Raw genomic sequence first — 17,105 nt, 5'->3', positions numbered from 1 at the left:
CCCGGCCACAGTCGGGCTTTTTTGTTGCTCCGTTCATCAGAGCAGCGACAGAATTGCATTCGCGAATGCGGCCGGCGCCTCCTGCGGCAGATTGTGACCGATGCCGTGAAGGATACGCCTTTCATAGCGCGCCTTGAAATGGGAAGCCACGGCGTCTTCAGCTGCTGGCGGATCCACACCGTCGGCGTCACCCTGCATCACGATTGTCGGCACCATAATGTCCGGCTGTCGCGCGAGCAGCGACTCGATGGTATCGAACGCGGGATCGCCGACCGCCAGACCGAAGCGATGCCGGTAAGAATGGATCACGACATCGACAAAATCCGGATTGTCAAATGATGCGGCACTACGCTCGAAAGTCGCCTCATCAAAGGCCCAATTCGGCGACCAGAGCTTCCAAATCAGGCGGCACAAGGCGCGGCGATTGATGTCGAGGCCGATGCGGCCGCGCTCGGAATGAAAATAATACTGATACCAATAGCGATACTCTTCTTCCGGCAGAACAGGCATGCCCGCCGCGGCAATATTCTGAATGTTGTAGCCGGCGCCGCAACTGACGAGGCCCGACACTCGCTCCGGCCAAAGTGCCGAAACGATGCAGGCCGCGCGCCCGCCCCAGTCGTAGCCGGCCAGAATGGCTTTCGGGATCGAAAGCGCGTCCATCAGTGCCAACAAATCCGCGCCGAGCGCGGCTTGTTGCCCTGAGCGCGGCGTTGCCGCCGCAAGGAAGCGTGTATCGCCGTAGCCGCGTAGGGACGGAACGACCGAACGCAAACCGCGATCACTTAACCTTCCGCAAACGTCGGCATAGGCGTTGGTGTCATAGGGAAAGCCGTGCAGCAGGATGACCGGAACGCCATCCCGTGGACCGAATTCCGCATAGGCAATATCGAGGACGCCAGCTTTGATAGACTTCATACCATCCTCCCATCCATGAATGCCCATGGAGCCCTGGCTTTGAAGGATGCCACGAAAGCGAAACCGCAAACGCAAAAAAAGCGGGCCCTGCCCGCTTTTCCGCATCCGGCTTTGCCGGACTGCTCCCGGTTGCAGGCTGCCAGTTCATCCGTGGTCAGCGTCGCATACCGATGAGATAAAGGACATCATGTCCCCGCCGCCGACAACGAGAGATTGCTCCGCTGCATGCCGGTTCGCTTGATTAAAAATTTACAGTTCGAAAGTGACAGGGAAATGACTATTGCGAATTACCTATTGGGCTAGCGCAATGTTTTTCTTTCAAACTTCGCAAAAATAGATATTACCGGATACCGGCTATCACAGTTTTCCGGGATCCCTTCTTGATGACACGTTTCGATGTACTGGCCGTTGGCAATGCCATCGTCGACATTATCTCCCGTTGCGATGATCAGTTCCTGATCGACAACAGTATCACCAAAGCTGCAATGAACCTGATCGACGCCGAGCGCGCCGAGCTGTTGTATTCGCGAATGGGACCGGCGCTGGAAGCGTCCGGCGGCAGTGCCGGCAACACGGCGGCGGGCGTTGCGAATTTCGGCGGCAGAGCTGCCTATTTCGGCAAGGTTGCGGAGGATCAGCTCGGCGAGATCTTTGCCCACGATATCCGCGCCCAGGGCGTACACTATCAAACCGAGTCGAAGGGAACGTTTCCGCCCACGGCGCGGTCGATGATCTTCGTCACCGAAGACGGCGAGCGGTCGATGAACACCTATCTCGGCGCCTGCGTCGAGCTTGGACCGGAAGACGTCGAGGCCAACGTCGTGGCTGATGCCAAGGTCACCTACTTCGAAGGCTATCTCTGGGATCCGCCACGCGCCAAGGAAGCCATCCGCGAATGCGCCCGCATCGCCCATGCGAATGGCCGCGAAGTCTCCATGACGCTGTCGGACAGTTTCTGCGTCGATCGCTACCGCGGCGAGTTCCTCGACCTCATGCGGTCGGGCACCGTCGATATCGTGTTTGCCAATCGCGAGGAAGCGCTTGCGCTTTATGAGACGCGCGATTTCGAAGAAGCACTGACGAAGATCGCGGCCGATTGCAAAATCGCCGCCGTCACCATGAGCGAACACGGCGCCGTCATTCTGCGCGGCAACGAGCGCTACCGCGTCGACGCTATCGAGCTCAAGGAACTGGTTGATACGACCGGAGCCGGCGATCTCTTTGCCGCTGGCTTCCTCTATGGCTATACGCAGGATCGCTCGCTGGAAGATTGCGGCAAGCTCGGCTGCCTTGCCGCCGGTATCGTCATCCAACAGATCGGCCCGAGGCCGACCGTTTCGCTTGCCGACGCGGCACGCGAAACGGGCCTTATTTAAAGGCCTCTCCGGGATAGGCGCCCCAGATTTCTGATTGCGCCACCCAGCCCTCGGACGAGTCGGCATTGACGAAGCACCAGTCGCCCGTGCATTCGCGGATATGCATCATCACGCCAGGCTCCAGCTTGGCGATGATCGAGCTCGAAGGCTGCGGATCGCGGCGCATGTTGACGTAGATATTCTTGCCCTTGCCCTTCATCCACGGGGCGGCCAGCGCCGAACGCTGTCCTGACAGCAGGGACTGGTTGACCCAGCCCTCTGTGCCATCCGAATCACGGACGCGGCGCCAATTGTCGTATTCCTGGATGATCTCGACGGGCAGACCCTGGCGAAGATAGAGCCAGGAGACCGCATAATCGGAACTCGGTCCGATGCGCAGGTTGACGCGCTTCGATTTCAGCGTGACGAATCGCGGAAGCGGCAATCCGCTCGGACCCTTTGCGGCCTGAGCCTCGGCAAGATGGGCATTGGCGGCAGCGAGCATTACGCCGATTGCCAGGACAGCGCAGGACTTCAGGACTTTGCCACGCATGGGGATTTCCGTTCGCTCTTCGTTTCCGGCAATCCCGAACGCAAAACTGCCGCGCACTTTTGCTGGGATCGCTCGTAGTGACCAAGGTGGACTGATGAAGTGCGCACCCCTGCCCCTGCAAATCGGCCAGTGCTCGCGAGTTTTATTTGTCTTCGCCGGCGGGTCTGGTAGAAATGCCCGGAACGGTTAAATTATCGTTCTTGTTGGTTAAAGACATCTAAACAAGGCATCGCAAGTCGCCATGACGACGAAGAAAAAGCCGAAGGTCTACATCACGCGCAAACTGCCCGACGCTGTCGAAACACGGATGCGCGAACTCTTCGATGCCGAACTCAATATCGACGACACGCCGCGCTCGAAGCCGGAGCTGATCGAAGCCGTCAAGACTGCCGACGTGCTGGTCCCCACGGTGACCGACCGAATCGACGCCGACATGATCGAGCAGGCCGGGCCACAGATGAAGCTGATCGCCAGCTTTTCCAACGGCACGGACCATATCGATGTCGACGCTGCAGCCCGCAAGGGCATTACCGTCACCAATACGCCCAACGTGCTGACCGAAGACACGGCCGACATGACGATGGCGCTCATTCTCGCCGTCCCGCGCCGGTTGGCCGAGGGCTCGCGGGTTCTGACCGACAAGCCCGGCGAATGGGCCGGATGGTCGCCGACCTGGATGCTCGGCCGGCGAATCGCCGGCAAGCGGATCGGCATTGTCGGCATGGGGCGGATCGGCACCGCGGTTGCGCGCCGCGCCAAGGCATTCGGCCTGTCGATCCACTATCACAACCGCAAGCGCGTCAGCCCGGCGACCGAGGACGAGCTGGAGGCGACCTACTGGGACAGCCTCGACCAGATGCTTGCCCGCGTCGACATCGTCTCCGTCAACTGCCCCTCGACGCCGGCAACCTTTCATCTGATATCCGCCCGCCGCCTCGCGCTGCTGCAACCGACGAGCTATATCGTCAACACGGCGCGCGGCGACGTGATCGACGAGGCCGCCCTGATCAAGATCCTGCGCGAGGGCAAGATTGCGGGCGCCGGGCTCGACGTCTTCGAAAACGAGCCGATGGTCAACTCCAAGCTGATTAAGCTCGCCAACGAGGGCAAGGTCGTTCTCCTGCCCCATATGGGCTCGGCAACGATCGAGAGCCGCATCGACATGGGCGACAAGGTGATCATCAATATCCGCGCCTTCATGGACGGGCATCGGCCGCCGAATCGAGTCCTGCCCGGCCGCTGATACGGCGCGATTGCGGCATAAGCCCTATACCGCAGCGTGCTACTCAGAGGTCCGTCGATCGATGATGGCTGCGGCCAGCGCCGCCGACAATGCCAGCGACGCTATCGTGAGCATGATGCCGAATAAGACCTGCACGGCATGCTGCTCTGCCAGAAACAAACCTCCGATAGAGGAAATGAGCGCCCCGCCGGCAATGCGCATCGCGGCCGCCAGCCCGACGGCTGTTCCGGCGAGGTTGGCGCGAACCGCCATGACGCCCGTATTGGCTGCGGGCATGGTCAAGCCATTGCCGATGCCGATGAACATGCAGGGTCCGAAGAATGCCAGGATGTAGGTGACGCCCGACATCGACAGGGCAAGCCCGACAAGCAGCCCGATGCATGTGAGGGACCGCGCCGCGACGACGACGCTGCCCCGCTGAAATCGCGACGCGTAGCGGCCGGTCAGATAGCTGCCGAGAATGAAGCCTGCCGGGACCATTCCCATGTAAAGGCCGAGCTGCGTGCTGGATCCATTGAGCGAGTTGCCGACCGCCAGAGGCGCTCCTCCCAGGAAGACGTAGAACGTTCCCATCGAGCAGATCATGCACAGCGTGTAGGCCCAGAATCGCGCCGAGCCCAACAGTTGCCTGTATGACGCAAGATAGTTTCGCCGAGGCCCGGATACACGCGTCGCCGGTCCTTTCAGTTCGCGGCTGCAAAGGGCAAGTGCTGCCGCACCAAGGAGAGCCAGGGCAAGGAAGCATGCCCGCCAGCCGAAGAACTCCTCCAGCAGCCCGCCAAATGTCGGGCCGAGCAGGGGCGCAATTGCCCATCCGACTGCGAGGTAGCCGAATTTGCTGGCGGCTTCGCGCTCACCGGAGGTTTCCCTGGCAATGACGAGGGAGATGGAGAAGCAGGCGCCGATTGCTGCCTGCAGCATCCGAAACAGGAGAAAGGTGCCGATATCGTTCGAGGCTGCGCAGCCCAGGGAAGCGAGGACGAAGATGGAGATCGCGGCCAGCGCCACCGGCCGGCGCCCATATCGATCCGACATCGCACCGGCCACAAGCTCGGTCAGAGCGGAAAAGATCGCAAAGCCGGCAACCGAAAGATTGATGAGCGCGAGATCGGCGTGGAATGTGGCCGCGATATTCGACAGCGCCGGCAAGGTCATGTTGACCGGCAGTACCGAGAGGGCTGACAGCAAAATCAAGGTGATAAGCCGAGGCGCGGCAATGGGAGAGGTCGCGGCCGACGCCGCAGTCATTTGGCTGCGCGATGTCTGCGCGGCGTTGTCGCCAGTCATGATCGTATCCGTCTTGTGAGGGTGTTGAGGAAATCTGACGAGGCGCGGCCCGAATTCAGGGCATAAAAAAAGGCCCCGTCAGGAGCCTGCTTACCGCGCATGGGTGCTTTCGCCGGACGGTTAGACCATCCTGCCCATGCGCGCGATCACCACCACAAGAATAGTTGCGATTTTCATGGAATTACAACTAAGCCGGAAATTTTTCGCCGTCAATGCCTTCGGCGCGGGCCGAGCTACAAGGCGGACAATGTCTTTTGCATTTCGATCGAGGTCGTCTTGCTGAAACCGGGATGGGTGTTTTCGGCCGTCTTGACGAAGCCCCAGCGCCCAAAGGCGGCGTGATTGCCGGTCAGTTCTATGCGCGTCTCCAGGCGCAGGACGGACAGGTCCAGTCGGCGGGCGGTTTCCTCCGCAAGCCCGAGCAGCATTCGGCCGATACCCCTGCCCTGCTCTGCCGGCAGGACGGCGAGCTTGCCGATATAGAGGCATTCCGGCTCCGGGCGGCAGAAGCTGCAGCCGAGCATCGCATTTCTTTCCAGCACGACATAGCCGATCTCGCGCTCCGCCTTTTCCCGAAGCGATTGCGACGTCAGCTTGAGGGCCGAAGATGGCGGGGCGATGCGGCCATCCATGTAAGCGAAGGATGCGAGAATGAGATTGAGCAATTCATGCCATCGCTCGAAGGATTGATCGAGCCGCACCGTCTCAAGCCGTGTCATTCGGCGGCGGCTTTCGATCGCTTGCGTTTGTATCGTATACTATCGAAACGTGCCGACAAGGCATCGTAGAGTAGCAGACGGCCGATCAACGGCTCGCCAGCACCTGTGATCAGCTTGATCGCTTCCATCGCCATCAATGTACCGATGACGCCGGTCAGCGCGCCGACTATGCCGGCTTCGGCGCAGGAAGGAATGAGGCCGGCCGGCGGCGGTGATGGAAAGAGGTCGCGATAGGAGGGGTTGAGAGCGCCGTCCGCACTGCTCTCATAGGGCTTCAGTGTCGTCACGGAGCCATCGAAGCGGCCGACAGCGCCCGTTACCAGCGGGATTTTCGCCACTTCCGCGGCATCTGCGGCTGCATAGCGGGTATCGAAATTGTCGGAACCGTCGATCAGCAGATGGAAGCCCGCGAGCAGCCGCGCGGCATTCGAAATCTCGAAACGCTCCTCGAAGCGGACTGTGCGCACATGCGGATTGAGGCGCGCCATGGCGTCGACGGCGCTTTGTGTCTTCAACTCGCCGATCGTGCCGGTGTCGTGGATGACCTGACGCTGCAGATTGGAGAGCGACACGCGGTCGTCATCGACAAGCCCGATCGTGCCCACGCCGGCTGCCGCCAGATATTGCAGGACAGGCGCACCGAGGCCGCCGGCACCGATGACAAGGACGCGCGATGCCTTCAGCTTCTGCTGTCCGGCACCGCCGATCTCGGGAAGCAGAATATGGCGCTGATAGCGGGCGATCTCGTCTGTGCTCAGAGGTTCCATGGCGCCATGCTAGCACTGTTTGCGGCCATGAAAATCATGATTCCGCGATACCGCCATGCGCGACGGTGAAGAATTGCGCGCGCTCGCCAAGCGCTGCGAACATCGACCGATCCGTTCCCGTCATGAAGGCCTGACCGCCGAGCCCGTCGATCAGGTCGAAAAGGGCGGCGCGCCGCCCCTCGTCCAAGTGAGCCGCGATCTCATCGAGCAGCAGCACCGGCGCATGGCCCGTGAGATTGCCGACGAGACGGGCATGGGCGAGCACGAGGCCGACCAGCAGCGCCTTCTGTTCCCCTGTCGAGCAGCGCTCGGCCTCCATGTTCTTCTCGCGGTGGCGGACGAGAAGATCGGCGCGATGGGGGCCATCAAGCGTGCGCCCGGCAGCGGCATCCCGATAACGACCATCGCGCAGCATGCCGGCATAGTCGTCTTCCAGATCGACAGCCGGCCGATCGAACTGGCCGTCCATGAAACCGGAGAGTTCGAGCGCCGCCGAGGGAAAGGGGGTGGCCTCCCGGCTATCCGCAATCAGCCGGTCGAGAAGGCCGAGCATCTCCTGCCGCGCCAGCGCCATGGCGATGCCGAGGCTTGCCATCTGTTCCTCGATGCCAGAGAGCCAGGCCGGATCGAAGCGGTTTTCGGAGAGGAGCTTGTTGCGGCTGCGCATGGCGCGCTCGAAATCGCTGGCGCGCCTGCCGTGCGCAGGATCGAGAGAGAGGACCAGGCGATCGAGAAAGCGGCGGCGATCCGAGGAACCGCCGGTAAAAAGGCCGTCCATGGATGGCGTCAGCCAAAGCACACGAAGATGATCGGTCAACTCGTCGGCGGTCTTGGCCGGCGTTCCGTTGATCCGCAGCTTGCGGACGGCAGCTTCGTCCGTCGTGTCGGCTCCGGTGCCGATTTCGACCTCGCCTTCCATTCCATCCAGCTCAGCAAAGATCGAAAAGCCCGAAGTGGCGCCGACGCGCGTCACATCGGCATAGGCGGCGCGACGCAGGCCGCGGCCGGGGGAGAGGAAGGAGACCGCCTCCATGAGGTTCGTCTTGCCGGCACCGTTGTCGCCCGTCAGGACAACATGTCGGCCGTCAAGCGACAGCGCGGCCGCCGCATAATTGCGGAAGTCGGTGAGCTTCAGACGGGACAATGAGACCTTGTGGGGCATTCAGCTTCCGGATTCGTTCGAAGCCTGAGAGCTAGGCCCTGCATGACGGCTTTGCAAGCCATGTGTGCGATCGACAGCCGTTGTGGTGATGCTCGGTGATGGATGCGCATATGATTCGGCCCTCGCCGCCCGGAAGCGGCAAGGGCCCGGCGGTCAGTATGGGAGGCGACGTTATTTATCCGGCTCACAAACCCGGAGCCGATGGCCATCCGGATCGAGGACGACGAAGGTCGGTCCGAAATCCATGGTGGTCAGTTCCTGAGCGATCGGCAGGCCGCGATTGCGCCATTGCTCGTAATGGGCGGCAACAGCGCCTTCCCCCGGCACCATGAAAGCGACTTCGCCGCGATTGCCGAGTGCGGAGGGCTGCGGCTCGACGGTGCTGCGACGCCAGAGGCCGAGCGTGAAGCCGCCGTCCAGCGGAAAGGCTGCGAAATTCGGCGATGCCACCGCAGGCTCGCGCCCGAGGATATCGCTGTAGAAGGGCACGCTCTCGGCTGGGTCCTTAACGTAGAGAATGATCATGTTCGGGCTGGCCATTTCGATATTCCTCTTTGCGTGGGTGGGATGAATATAATTCCGCATGCTGACAGATTTTGGCAGCATCGTTTGCCTGAAGAACCGGCGCGATAATCGCGCCGCTCTTTCAGTTGCAGTGTGGTTTGGTTAGGCGCAGCCGCGGATCCACCCCGTCGGCGGCTTACCGCATCAGATTGTCTTCGTAATGTGGGCTTTGCCCATCCAGGAAACCGAGATCGCGCTTCATGTGATCCGGCATCGCGTCGAGGTCGAGCCGGGGATCTGGCCGCTCCATCTGCCGCAAGGCATAGGTGAAGACATGCAGCAGGCGGGCCACGACCGAACGCGTTTCTGCGACGGTCATGTGGCCAGCGAGATAGGGAATTGTGAGGTTGGGGTTTGCCATGATCGGTACTCCTTCCTGCCTAAATTGGCCTGCTTGGAATGGCATCGATCATAACCGCACCTGCTGACAGTTTATGGCAGTAGTGTCAGGGCTCAGAAGGAATGCCCTGCTGGTCGCGCCATTCCTTGAGCAGAACGTCGCGCCGGCGCGGATAGCGCACTTCCGAAGGCGCCATCTCGATGATGCGGTCGGTCCGGAAATGGCGAAAATCCTGCCGCAGTTCGCACCAGGCGACCATGACCCGCACCTGCTCGAGATAGGTGAGCGCGAAGGGCCAGACACGGCGCACGGACACGGCGCCGCGCTCGTCGCCATAGGTCAGTTCCAGAATGCGCTCAGTCCTGATCGCCTTGCGGATAGCCGGCAGGTCGGCCTTGTCCTCGCTGCTGACGCGCGGGCCGACGAGCAGAGCGGCCGATTCGATCGTCTCGCGCATGTCGTCGGGCAGGACCGCCGCGATCTTGGCCAGCGCATCGGCGCCGGCGCCCGCAAGCCTCGGTTCGGCAGCGCGCGCCACCCAGCGGGAGCCGAGGACAAGGGCCTCGATCTCTTCTTGCGAAAACATCATCGGCGGCAGCATGAAGCCCGGCTTCAGCACATAGCCGACGCCGGCCTCTCCCTCGATGTCAGCACCCTGAGCCTGGAGGCTGGCGATATCCCGATAAAGCGTGCGCAGGCTGACGCCGGTTTCGGTCGCAAGCGCCGCCCCGCTGACCGGGCGTCGATAACGCCTCAGGGTCTGCAGCAGCGTCAGCAGGCGTTCGGCGCGTGCCATGGCATGGGGCCTATCGCTTCCATTCCACCCAGTCGCGCATCAGGCGATGGGCGATTGCGCCCTTGGGCGGAGAAGTATTGCCCGATGGCGCGACGCGATCCAGCATGGCGAGCGTCTCTTCCCGCGTAAACCAGCGGCAATCATCGAGTTCGGCGCCATCCATATGGATATCGGTCGATTTCGCTTCGGCATAGCAACCGATCATCAGGGAATGCGGCATCGGCCAGGGCTGCGAGGCATGGTAGCGGACGCGCCCGATATGGATGCCTGACTCCTCGAAGGTTTCGCGACGTACGGCATTCTCGATCGTCTCCCCGGGCTCGAGGAAACCGGCAAGGCACGAATACATGCCCGGCGCGAAATGATGGCTGCGGCCCAGAAGGCAGAGCCCCCGCTCCTCGTCCACTGTCAGCATGATGACAACAGGATCCGTGCGCGGGAAGATCGTGTGCTCGCAGGCAGTGCAGACGCGCTTGTAACCGCCGATCTTGCTTTCCATGGTCGACCCGCAGCGGCCGCAGAAGCGGTTGTCGGCATTCCAGCGGATGAGGCTCATGCCTTGGGCGGCCTCTCCGAGGATTTCGCCTTCCAGCAGCAGTTCGCGCCAGAGCGCCCGCATGTCGGCGGGTTTGTACTGGCTGGCGAGATCGTCGGCGGCAACGCGAACCGGCACGGCAAGCCGCGGTTCGCCGGTCTTGCGATAGCCGAGCAGAACCGTGGCATCCCAATCCGGATCGAGTTCCTTCAGCTCGTAGCGGGCAAACAGCGGATCAAGCACCTGGCCGTCATGCTTCAGCACCAGCTTGTCATTGGCAAAGGCAAGGATATGGGTGCCTTCCTTGGCGAGCGCCTTGTCGACCGATTCCTCGTCGCGATGCTCTGCCTGGCGATCAAGCTGGTTTTCGGCAAAGGCGGTCAGAAGGCTGGCCTCGGGATGGGGCGCATCTGACGAAAAAATGGAATGATTCATGGTGAAATGGCTTCCCGCAATTTGGCTATGAAGGCGTTCATGTCTTCGTCCGAATAGGGTTCCGCCTTGCCGTAGCCCCAGACGGGTCCCGGCCAGTTCGGATCGCCTTCGAAGCGCGCAATCACATGAACATGAAGCTGACGGACGATATTGCCAAGAGCCCCGACATTGATTTTTACCGCGCCCGTCGCCGTCTTCAACGCTGCGGCAACCTTATCCGTCTCGAATGTCAGCAGCACCCGGTCAAGCGGGGTCAGTTCGAAAACCTCCGAAATTCCGGGCCGACGCGGAACGATAACCAGCCACGGCCAGCGGCGATCCCTAAGAAGCCGCACTTCGCAAAGGCCCGTCGTTGCGACCGGAATGGTGTCATTGGCAAGGCGTTCATCGAGAACGAATTCGTGCAATTGGGTAATCCTCCAGTGTTTTCATGATATTTAGCAGTTTTTTTTGGTGTTGGCTTGCTTTTGATGGCGATATTGCCGATATGTGCGGCGGGAGGTTGGTGGTGGACGAGCCACTCGCCAACCGGGTCAGGTCCGGAAGGAAGCAGCCCTAACGAGCCCGGCACGGGTCATCGTGCCAGCCTCCCACCCTTTTCCAGCACAATGCCCGGCTGCGTCAGGGCAAGACCAAGCAGGGCGATGAACGACACCGAGCCAAAAGCACCAGATGCCGCCCCGACGGGCACCGGCTACCGGGTGCTGGCCCGCAAGTACCGCCCCAAGGACTTCACGGACCTGATGGTCGGCCAAGAGCCGATGGTCCGTACGCTGACCAACGCCTTCGAGACCGGGCGCATCGCGCAGGCCTATATGCTGACCGGGGTTCGCGGCGTCGGGAAGACGACGACGGCGCGCATTCTCGCCCGCGCACTCAACTACAAGACGGCTGAAATCAACAAGCCGACGATCGACCTTCGCATCCCCGGCGACCATTGCCAGGCGATCATGGAAGGCCGGCATGTCGACGTCATCGAAATGGACGCTGCCTCGCATACAGGCATCGACGATATAAGAGAGATCATCGAGCAGGTTCGCTACCGTCCGGTTTCGGCGCGCTACAAGGTCTATATCATCGACGAAGTGCACATGCTCTCGACGCAGGCTTTCAACGGCCTGTTGAAGACGCTCGAAGAGCCGCCGGAACATGTGAAATTCATCTTCGCCACGACGGAAATCCGCAAGGTTCCGATCACGGTCCTGTCGCGCTGCCAGCGCTTCGACCTGCGCCGCATCAGCGCGTCGGATCTCGTCGGCCTGTTCACGACAATCGCTTCCAAGGAAGGCATCACGGCCGAGCCGGACGCGCTCGCCATGATCGCCCGCGCTGCGGAAGGGTCGGCGCGCGACGGGCTGTCGCTGCTCGATCAGGCGATCGCCCATGGCAGCGGCGTGGTCGAGGCGGATGCGGTGCGCGGCATGCTCGGCCTTGCAGACCGCGCCCGGATCGTCGATCTGTTCCAGCATATCGTCAAAGGCGATGTGGCGGCCGCCCTTGCGGAATTCAACAGCCAGTATGAGGCCGGCGCCAATCCCGTCGTCGTGCTGACCGATCTTGCCGATTTCACCCATCTCGTTACTCGCCTGAAATATGTACCCGATGCCGCCGACGATCCGTCGCTCAGCGAGGTCGAGCGGACGAAGGCGGCCGAATTCGGGCAAGGGGTGGCGGTGACGACGCTTTCGCGCATCTGGCAGATGCTACTCAAGGGCATCCCCGAGACCGAAAATGCTGCGCGCACGGCGGGTGCTGCCGAAATGGTGCTCATTCGTCTTGCCCATGCCGCCCATCTGCCGGCACCCGAAGAGGCGGCGCGCCGGCTTGCGGAATTTTCAGGCGATGCCGGCAATGGCAATGGCGCTCGTCCCTCGCCTGCCCCGTCCTCCGGTAATGGTTCAGGCGCGGGTTCCGGCACGCCCGTTGCCTATCAGGCAGGCATTGCTGCGCGAGCGACCGAAACGGTGCCTAACGCACGCCCGACGCCGCAGCCGGCACCAACCGCCATGCTGCGCGCAGTTCCGAATACCCAGCCTGACGCAACGCCGGTCGGACGCATCGAGACGAAGCCGGCCGAGGCGCCGAAACCTCTCGTTCCCGTTAATTCGATCGCCGATATCGTCGAACTCGCTGCGCAGAAGCGCGACGCCAAGATCAAGGCCCTGGTGCGCACCTTCGTGCGACCCGTGAAGCTCGAGCCAGGCCGCCTCGACGTCAATCTGACGGAGGGCGCACCGACCACGCTGCTCGGCGAACTGTCTGTCAAACTCAGGGAATGGACCGGCATCCACTGGATCGTCAGCCTCAGCCGCGAGGAAGGCGAGCCGACCATGGTCGAGGCCGAGGCGCAGGCGCAGCAGCAGCGTGTGCTCGACGCGCGGCAGGACCCCGATGTCGCCGCGATCCTCTCGCAGTTTCCCGGCGCCAAGATCATCGACGTGCGCGTGCGCGCGCCGGAGCCCGAGGAAGAGGAGCAGGCGGCACCGCCGGCTGCTGCCGAATCCGAAGAAGGCGATATCCTGCCGGGCGACGACATAGAATTCTGACATAACCGACTGAACCAGACACAAGAGAAGGACCGAGACGATGCGCGACATCATGGGCATGATGGGCAAGGTCAAGGAAATGCAGGCCAAGATGGAGACGATGCAGGCAGAGATCGCCGCGCTCACCGTCGAAGGCAAGTCCGGCGGCGGCCTCGTTACGGCAACGATGAACGGCAAGGGCGAGCTGCTCGGCCTGAAGATCGATCCGTCGCTTTTCAAGGAGGACGACGTCGAAATCCTCGAGGACCTCGTCGTCGCCGCCCATAAGGACGCGAAGGAAAAGGCCGAAGCCGTGGCTGCGGAAAAGACCAAGGCGCTGACCGCCGGCCTGCCGATCCCGCCCGGCTTCAAGCTGCCGTTCTAAGATCGGGCACTGGCTAGACTGGGAGGATAGGATGAGCCTGACGACTTTGCTGGTTTTTGCCGGCGCGCTCTTCGTGGCCGCCGGATCGCCGGGGCCGAGCATTGCGGCGCTGGTTGCGCGTGTGCTGAGCAAGGGCACGCGCGATGTGCTGCCGTTTCTCGCCGCCATGTGGATCGGCGAGGCTGCTTGTCTGACCTGCGCGGTCGCGGGACTTTCGGCTGTAGCCGAAACCTTCCACTTCGCCTTCGTCGCCATCAAGTGGATCGGCGTCTGCTACCTGCTCTATCTTGCCTGGAAAATGTGGTTTGCCCCGGCGGCCTCCGCCGAGGAGGCCCTGCCCGATGTACAGTCGCCGGCCCGCCTGTTCCTTGCCGGGCTGACGGTCACGATGGGCAATCCTAAGATCATGATGTTTTACGTGGCGCTGCTGCCGTCGATCATCGACATTCACGCCGTGACCATCGTCGGCTGGGCCGAATTGGTGGCGACGATGTTTGCGGTGCTGATCTCGATCGATCTTGCCTGGGCACTGCTTGCGGCCAAGGCACGCGGTTTCCTGAAAAGCCGCCGCGCCGTGCGAATCGCCAACCGCGCCAGCGCCGGCACGATGGCGGGCGCGGCAGTTGCCATCGCGATGCATTGAGCTCATCGGGTTTAGGCCGGATCGGATTGCGATTCCAGCATGGCCCTGAGCTTGTGGTGAAGGGGGGCCGCCAGATAGCGCGCGCGGTCTTCTTCCGTCAATCTGCGGCCGAAGGTCTCCATCAGTTCGGGCATGGTCACCTTTTCGCCCGCATAGGGAATGTATTCGACCGGAGTGCCGGACGAGACATAAGCAACGCTCAGAACGCGACAATAAATGCCTGGACGCCCGGCCTCAGTGTAACGCTTCACGAATCCCGGATCGCCGATCTTGGCGGCGAAGGTCGCGCAGGGAATACGGGCCGAAGTGACTTCGAGAACAAGATCGCCGGCTATGAAACGATCACCGACCGAGACAAGCCTGTTATCCAGGCCTTCGATCACTATATTTTCGCCGAAGGTGCCGGGTTCGATGGATCGGCCGAGTTCAGTCACCCACCAGTCGAGCGTGATCGAGCCTTCGACATAGACGGCCTGATCGACGCCGCCGTGATGCTTGCGATTGCAGATGGCGTCGCCTAACAAGCCCTCGGCATCGACGAGCACCGCACCATGGACGGGATGCTTGTAAATGCCGGTCTTGTAGCTCTTGCCGAGCAGCTTTTCGGCATTGCCTGTGCACACGGCCAGAATTTTCATGAGCCAGGCATTCCTTCCGCGATTCCGTTTTTCCAGCATATGAGATAAAAGCCGCCTATGGCAAAGCGAGTCACCGGCCCCGAAATCGAAAAACTCATCCAGCTTCTCGCGAAAGTGCCGGGGCTCGGGCCACGCTCGGCCCGGCGCGCGGCGCTGCACCTGATCAAAAAGAAGGACCAGCTTCTCGGGCCTCTCGGCCACGCGATGGGCGAGGCCTACGACAAGGTGAAGATCTGCTCGCGCTGCGGCAATGTCGATACGATCGACCCCTGCACCGTCTGCACCGACGACCGGCGCGACCAGTCCGTCATCATCGTGGTCGAGGACGTCTCCGATCTCTGGGCGCTGGAGCGCGCGGGCGCGATGAACGCCGCCTATCACGTTCTCGGCGGCGTGCTCTCGCCGCTCGACGGCGTCGGGCCGGACGATCTCAACATTCGCGGGCTGATCGACCGGGTCGGCGAAGGCGGCATCCGTGAAATCATCCTCGCCGTCAACGCCACGGTCGAGGGGCAGACCACAGCACACTATATAACCGATCAGCTCTCGGGGCTGGAGGTGAAGATCACCCGGCTGGCGCACGGCGTTCCCGTCGGCGGCGAGCTCGACTATCTCGACGAGGGAACGCTGACGGCCGCGCTTCGGGCGCGAACGGCGATTTGAGGGGGCGGAGCATGTTGCAAGATACCCCCCTCTGCCCTGCCGGGCATCTCCCCCTCAAGGGGGGAGATCGGCTGAAGGCTTGCTCATCCATCCCTCTTTGGCGTCGTTTAACTTCTTTTCCAGAGCGAAAAGTGGGACGCAGCCCGCGCCACAATTCGATCTCCCCCCTTGTGGGGGAGATGTCCGGCAGGACAGAGGGGGGTGTCGCCCGCTATGCGCTGGCGATCCTGCTGGCATGCGCCACAGCATCGCCCTCCCTCGCCGCCCCTTCGCAGGCAGCCGTCGAATCCCAATTCGAAAACTGGCTCCAGACCGACCTCTGGCCGGAAGCCAAGAAAGACGGCATTTCGGAAAACACCTTCAAGACCGCATTCTCGGGCATCCAGCTCGACTGGACGCTGAACGACCTGGCGCCGCCCGGCTTTCCACCGGCGAAGGAACTGAAGCAGACGCAGGCCGAGTTTTCTTCCCCCGCGCCATATTTCAACGAAGGCCGGCTGCAGCGGCTGGCGACGACAGGGCGCGGCTTTGCCTCGCAATATGCCTCGACGCTGAAGCGGATCGAGAAGACCTATGGCGTGCCGGGATCGATCGTGCTGGCGATCTGGGGCCGCGAGACCGGGTTCGGCGCGGCCAAGATGCCGGAATCGGCGATCCAGGTGCTGGCGACCAAAGCCTTCATGTCGACGCGGAAAGATATGTTCCGCAACGAGCTGATCGCCGCATTGCGCATTCTCGAACATGGCGACGTCACGCCCGATCAGTTCAAGGGATCTTCGGCGGGCGCGCTCGGCCAGCCGCAATTCATGCCGACCAGCTATTTCCAATATGCGGTCGATTTCGATGGCGACGGTCATCGCAATATCTGGACTTCAGTGCCGGATACGCTGGCCTCGATCGCAAACTATCTGGTCAAGAAAGGCTGGCAGCGGGATCGGGGTTGGGGTTATGAGGTCACCATTCCGATCGACGTGTCCTGCGCGCAGGAGGGGCCAGATCTCGCCAAGCCGATCGCCCGCTGGGCAGGCGTCGGGATCACCCGCATTTCGGGCAAGCCCTTCCCGTCGGATGAACTCAAGGCATCGGGCATGATGCTGGTTCCGGCCGGCCGCGACGGGCCGGAATTCATCGTCACGCCCAATTTCTATGTCATCAAGGAATACAACAACTCCGATCTCTATGCGCTTTATGTCGGCAATCTGGCTGACCGGATCGCAAACGGATCTGGCGCATTCCAGGGTCCTTGGGGCGATGTCGGCAAGATGCTGCGTTCGGATGTCGCCTCCATGCAGAAGACTTTGGAGAAAAAGGGTTATGATGTCGGCGGCACGGACGGACTGCCCGGCTACAAGACACGCCGCTCGATCGGCCAGTGGCAGGAAAAGACCGGCATGAAGCCGACCTGCTATCCCGACAGCTCGATGCTGGGCACGCTGAAATAGCCAAAGCTGCACCCGAGCTTGCAATTTGACGGAAACCGGCATATATCGGCTTCAAATTCTTGATCGTGTGATGAAGAGTGGGCCGCAAGGACCCGCTCTTTTTTATTACCGCGATCACCGATGCATACCTATATG

19 protein-coding genes and 1 other RNA gene are annotated in these 17,105 nt (G+C 61.8%); 8 read left to right on the top strand and 12 right to left on the bottom strand.

Annotated features, from left to right (window positions below):
* Positions 1-36 precede the first annotated feature (36 nt).
* Complete coding sequence (locus tag DTW90_RS06315; protein ID WP_149337147.1) at positions 37-918, bottom strand: alpha/beta hydrolase; 882 nt, start codon at positions 916-918, stop codon at positions 37-39.
* 383 nt (positions 919-1,301) lie between these two features.
* Between DTW90_RS06315 and DTW90_RS06310 the strand changes: the two genes are divergently transcribed.
* On the top strand, positions 1,302-2,294 hold the full coding sequence (locus DTW90_RS06310) for an adenosine kinase (RefSeq protein ID WP_149337145.1): 993 nt from the start codon (positions 1,302-1,304) through the stop codon (positions 2,292-2,294).
* Here DTW90_RS06310 and DTW90_RS06305 read toward each other — a convergent pair.
* Positions 2,287-2,826: an SH3 domain-containing protein gene (locus DTW90_RS06305; protein WP_132527243.1), complete on the bottom strand. Its 540-nt coding sequence runs from the start codon at positions 2,824-2,826 to the stop codon at positions 2,287-2,289. The two genes, DTW90_RS06310 and DTW90_RS06305, sit on opposite strands and share 8 nt — an antisense overlap.
* Before the next feature lie 241 nt (positions 2,827-3,067).
* Between DTW90_RS06305 and DTW90_RS06300 the strand changes: the two genes are divergently transcribed.
* The gene (locus DTW90_RS06300) at positions 3,068-4,069 is read left to right on the top strand and encodes a D-glycerate dehydrogenase (RefSeq protein ID WP_149337144.1); all 1,002 of its coding nucleotides are present in this window, start codon (positions 3,068-3,070) and stop codon (positions 4,067-4,069) included.
* A 39-nt stretch (positions 4,070-4,108) separates the two neighbouring features.
* Here the strand turns inward: DTW90_RS06300 and DTW90_RS06295 are convergent, their stop codons facing one another.
* From DTW90_RS06295 to DTW90_RS06250, 9 genes are all read right to left on the bottom strand, one after another.
* Entirely contained in the window at positions 4,109-5,356 is a 1,248-nt protein-coding gene (locus DTW90_RS06295; RefSeq protein WP_149337142.1) for an MFS transporter, read from the bottom strand.
* 233 nt (positions 5,357-5,589) lie between these two features.
* Positions 5,590-6,075 carry a GNAT family N-acetyltransferase gene (locus DTW90_RS06285; RefSeq protein WP_149337140.1) on the bottom strand — a complete coding sequence of 162 codons (486 nt, stop codon included), beginning with the start codon at positions 6,073-6,075 and terminating at the stop codon, positions 5,590-5,592.
* Positions 6,072-6,842 (bottom strand): molybdopterin-synthase adenylyltransferase MoeB, encoded by a 771-nt coding sequence (locus DTW90_RS06280; protein WP_149337138.1) that lies wholly within the window; start codon positions 6,840-6,842, stop codon positions 6,072-6,074. The genes DTW90_RS06285 and DTW90_RS06280 overlap by 4 nt, the downstream gene beginning before the upstream one ends.
* A 34-nt stretch (positions 6,843-6,876) precedes the next feature.
* Positions 6,877-8,004 carry a DNA replication/repair protein RecF gene (recF, locus tag DTW90_RS06275; protein WP_149337136.1) on the bottom strand — a complete coding sequence of 376 codons (1,128 nt, stop codon included), beginning with the start codon at positions 8,002-8,004 and terminating at the stop codon, positions 6,877-6,879.
* 171 nt (positions 8,005-8,175) lie between these two features.
* Positions 8,176-8,544, bottom strand: coding sequence for a VOC family protein (locus DTW90_RS06270; RefSeq protein WP_132527231.1), 369 nt, complete (start codon positions 8,542-8,544; stop codon positions 8,176-8,178).
* A 160-nt stretch (positions 8,545-8,704) separates the two neighbouring features.
* A complete protein-coding gene (locus DTW90_RS06265; RefSeq protein ID WP_132527229.1) occupies positions 8,705-8,929 on the bottom strand; it encodes a hypothetical protein in 225 nt (74 codons plus the stop codon).
* 85 nt (positions 8,930-9,014) lie between these two features.
* The gene (locus DTW90_RS06260) at positions 9,015-9,704 is read right to left on the bottom strand and encodes a YafY family protein (protein WP_132527227.1); all 690 of its coding nucleotides are present in this window, start codon (positions 9,702-9,704) and stop codon (positions 9,015-9,017) included.
* A 10-nt stretch (positions 9,705-9,714) separates the two neighbouring features.
* Entirely contained in the window at positions 9,715-10,674 is a 960-nt protein-coding gene (gene nudC, locus DTW90_RS06255; RefSeq protein WP_132527225.1) for an NAD(+) diphosphatase, read from the bottom strand.
* Positions 10,671-11,081 (bottom strand): HIT family protein, encoded by a 411-nt coding sequence (locus DTW90_RS06250; protein WP_132527223.1) that lies wholly within the window; start codon positions 11,079-11,081, stop codon positions 10,671-10,673. Before DTW90_RS06250 ends, nudC begins: the two co-directional genes overlap by 4 nt.
* Before the next feature lie 90 nt (positions 11,082-11,171).
* On the opposite strand from DTW90_RS06250, the gene ffs reads away from it, so the two are divergent.
* The 4 genes from ffs to DTW90_RS06230 all read left to right on the top strand — a co-directional run bounded on the left by ffs (position 11,172) and on the right by DTW90_RS06230 (position 14,227).
* Positions 11,172-11,268: signal recognition particle sRNA small type (ffs, locus tag DTW90_RS06245), an RNA gene on the top strand.
* 50 nt (positions 11,269-11,318) lie between these two features.
* Positions 11,319-13,220, top strand: a complete 1,902-nt coding sequence (locus DTW90_RS06240; RefSeq protein ID WP_132527221.1) for a DNA polymerase III subunit gamma/tau — start codon at positions 11,319-11,321, stop codon at positions 13,218-13,220.
* A 40-nt stretch (positions 13,221-13,260) separates the two neighbouring features.
* Positions 13,261-13,584 (top strand): YbaB/EbfC family nucleoid-associated protein, encoded by a 324-nt coding sequence (locus DTW90_RS06235; protein WP_132527219.1) that lies wholly within the window; start codon positions 13,261-13,263, stop codon positions 13,582-13,584.
* A 31-nt stretch (positions 13,585-13,615) separates the two neighbouring features.
* Positions 13,616-14,227, top strand: coding sequence for a LysE family translocator (locus DTW90_RS06230; protein ID WP_149337134.1), 612 nt, complete (start codon positions 13,616-13,618; stop codon positions 14,225-14,227).
* An 11-nt stretch (positions 14,228-14,238) separates the two neighbouring features.
* Here the strand turns inward: DTW90_RS06230 and DTW90_RS06225 are convergent, their stop codons facing one another.
* Entirely contained in the window at positions 14,239-14,865 is a 627-nt protein-coding gene (locus DTW90_RS06225; RefSeq protein WP_188079891.1) for an MOSC domain-containing protein, read from the bottom strand.
* Positions 14,866-14,922: 57 nt separating this feature from the next.
* On the opposite strand from DTW90_RS06225, the gene recR reads away from it, so the two are divergent.
* Entirely contained in the window at positions 14,923-15,528 is a 606-nt protein-coding gene (gene recR / locus DTW90_RS06220; protein WP_149337130.1) for a recombination mediator RecR, read from the top strand.
* Between the two features lie 179 nt (positions 15,529-15,707).
* Positions 15,708-16,970, top strand: coding sequence for a lytic murein transglycosylase (locus DTW90_RS06215; protein WP_188079890.1), 1,263 nt, complete (start codon positions 15,708-15,710; stop codon positions 16,968-16,970).
* Positions 16,971-17,105: the final 135 nt, after the last annotated feature.

Source organism: Neorhizobium sp. P12A, assembly GCF_008365395.1.
GTDB lineage: Bacteria > Pseudomonadota > Alphaproteobacteria > Rhizobiales > Rhizobiaceae > Rhizobium.
Note: the sequence above shows the minus strand (reverse complement) of the source record. Positions and strands in the feature narration are given on the sequence as shown.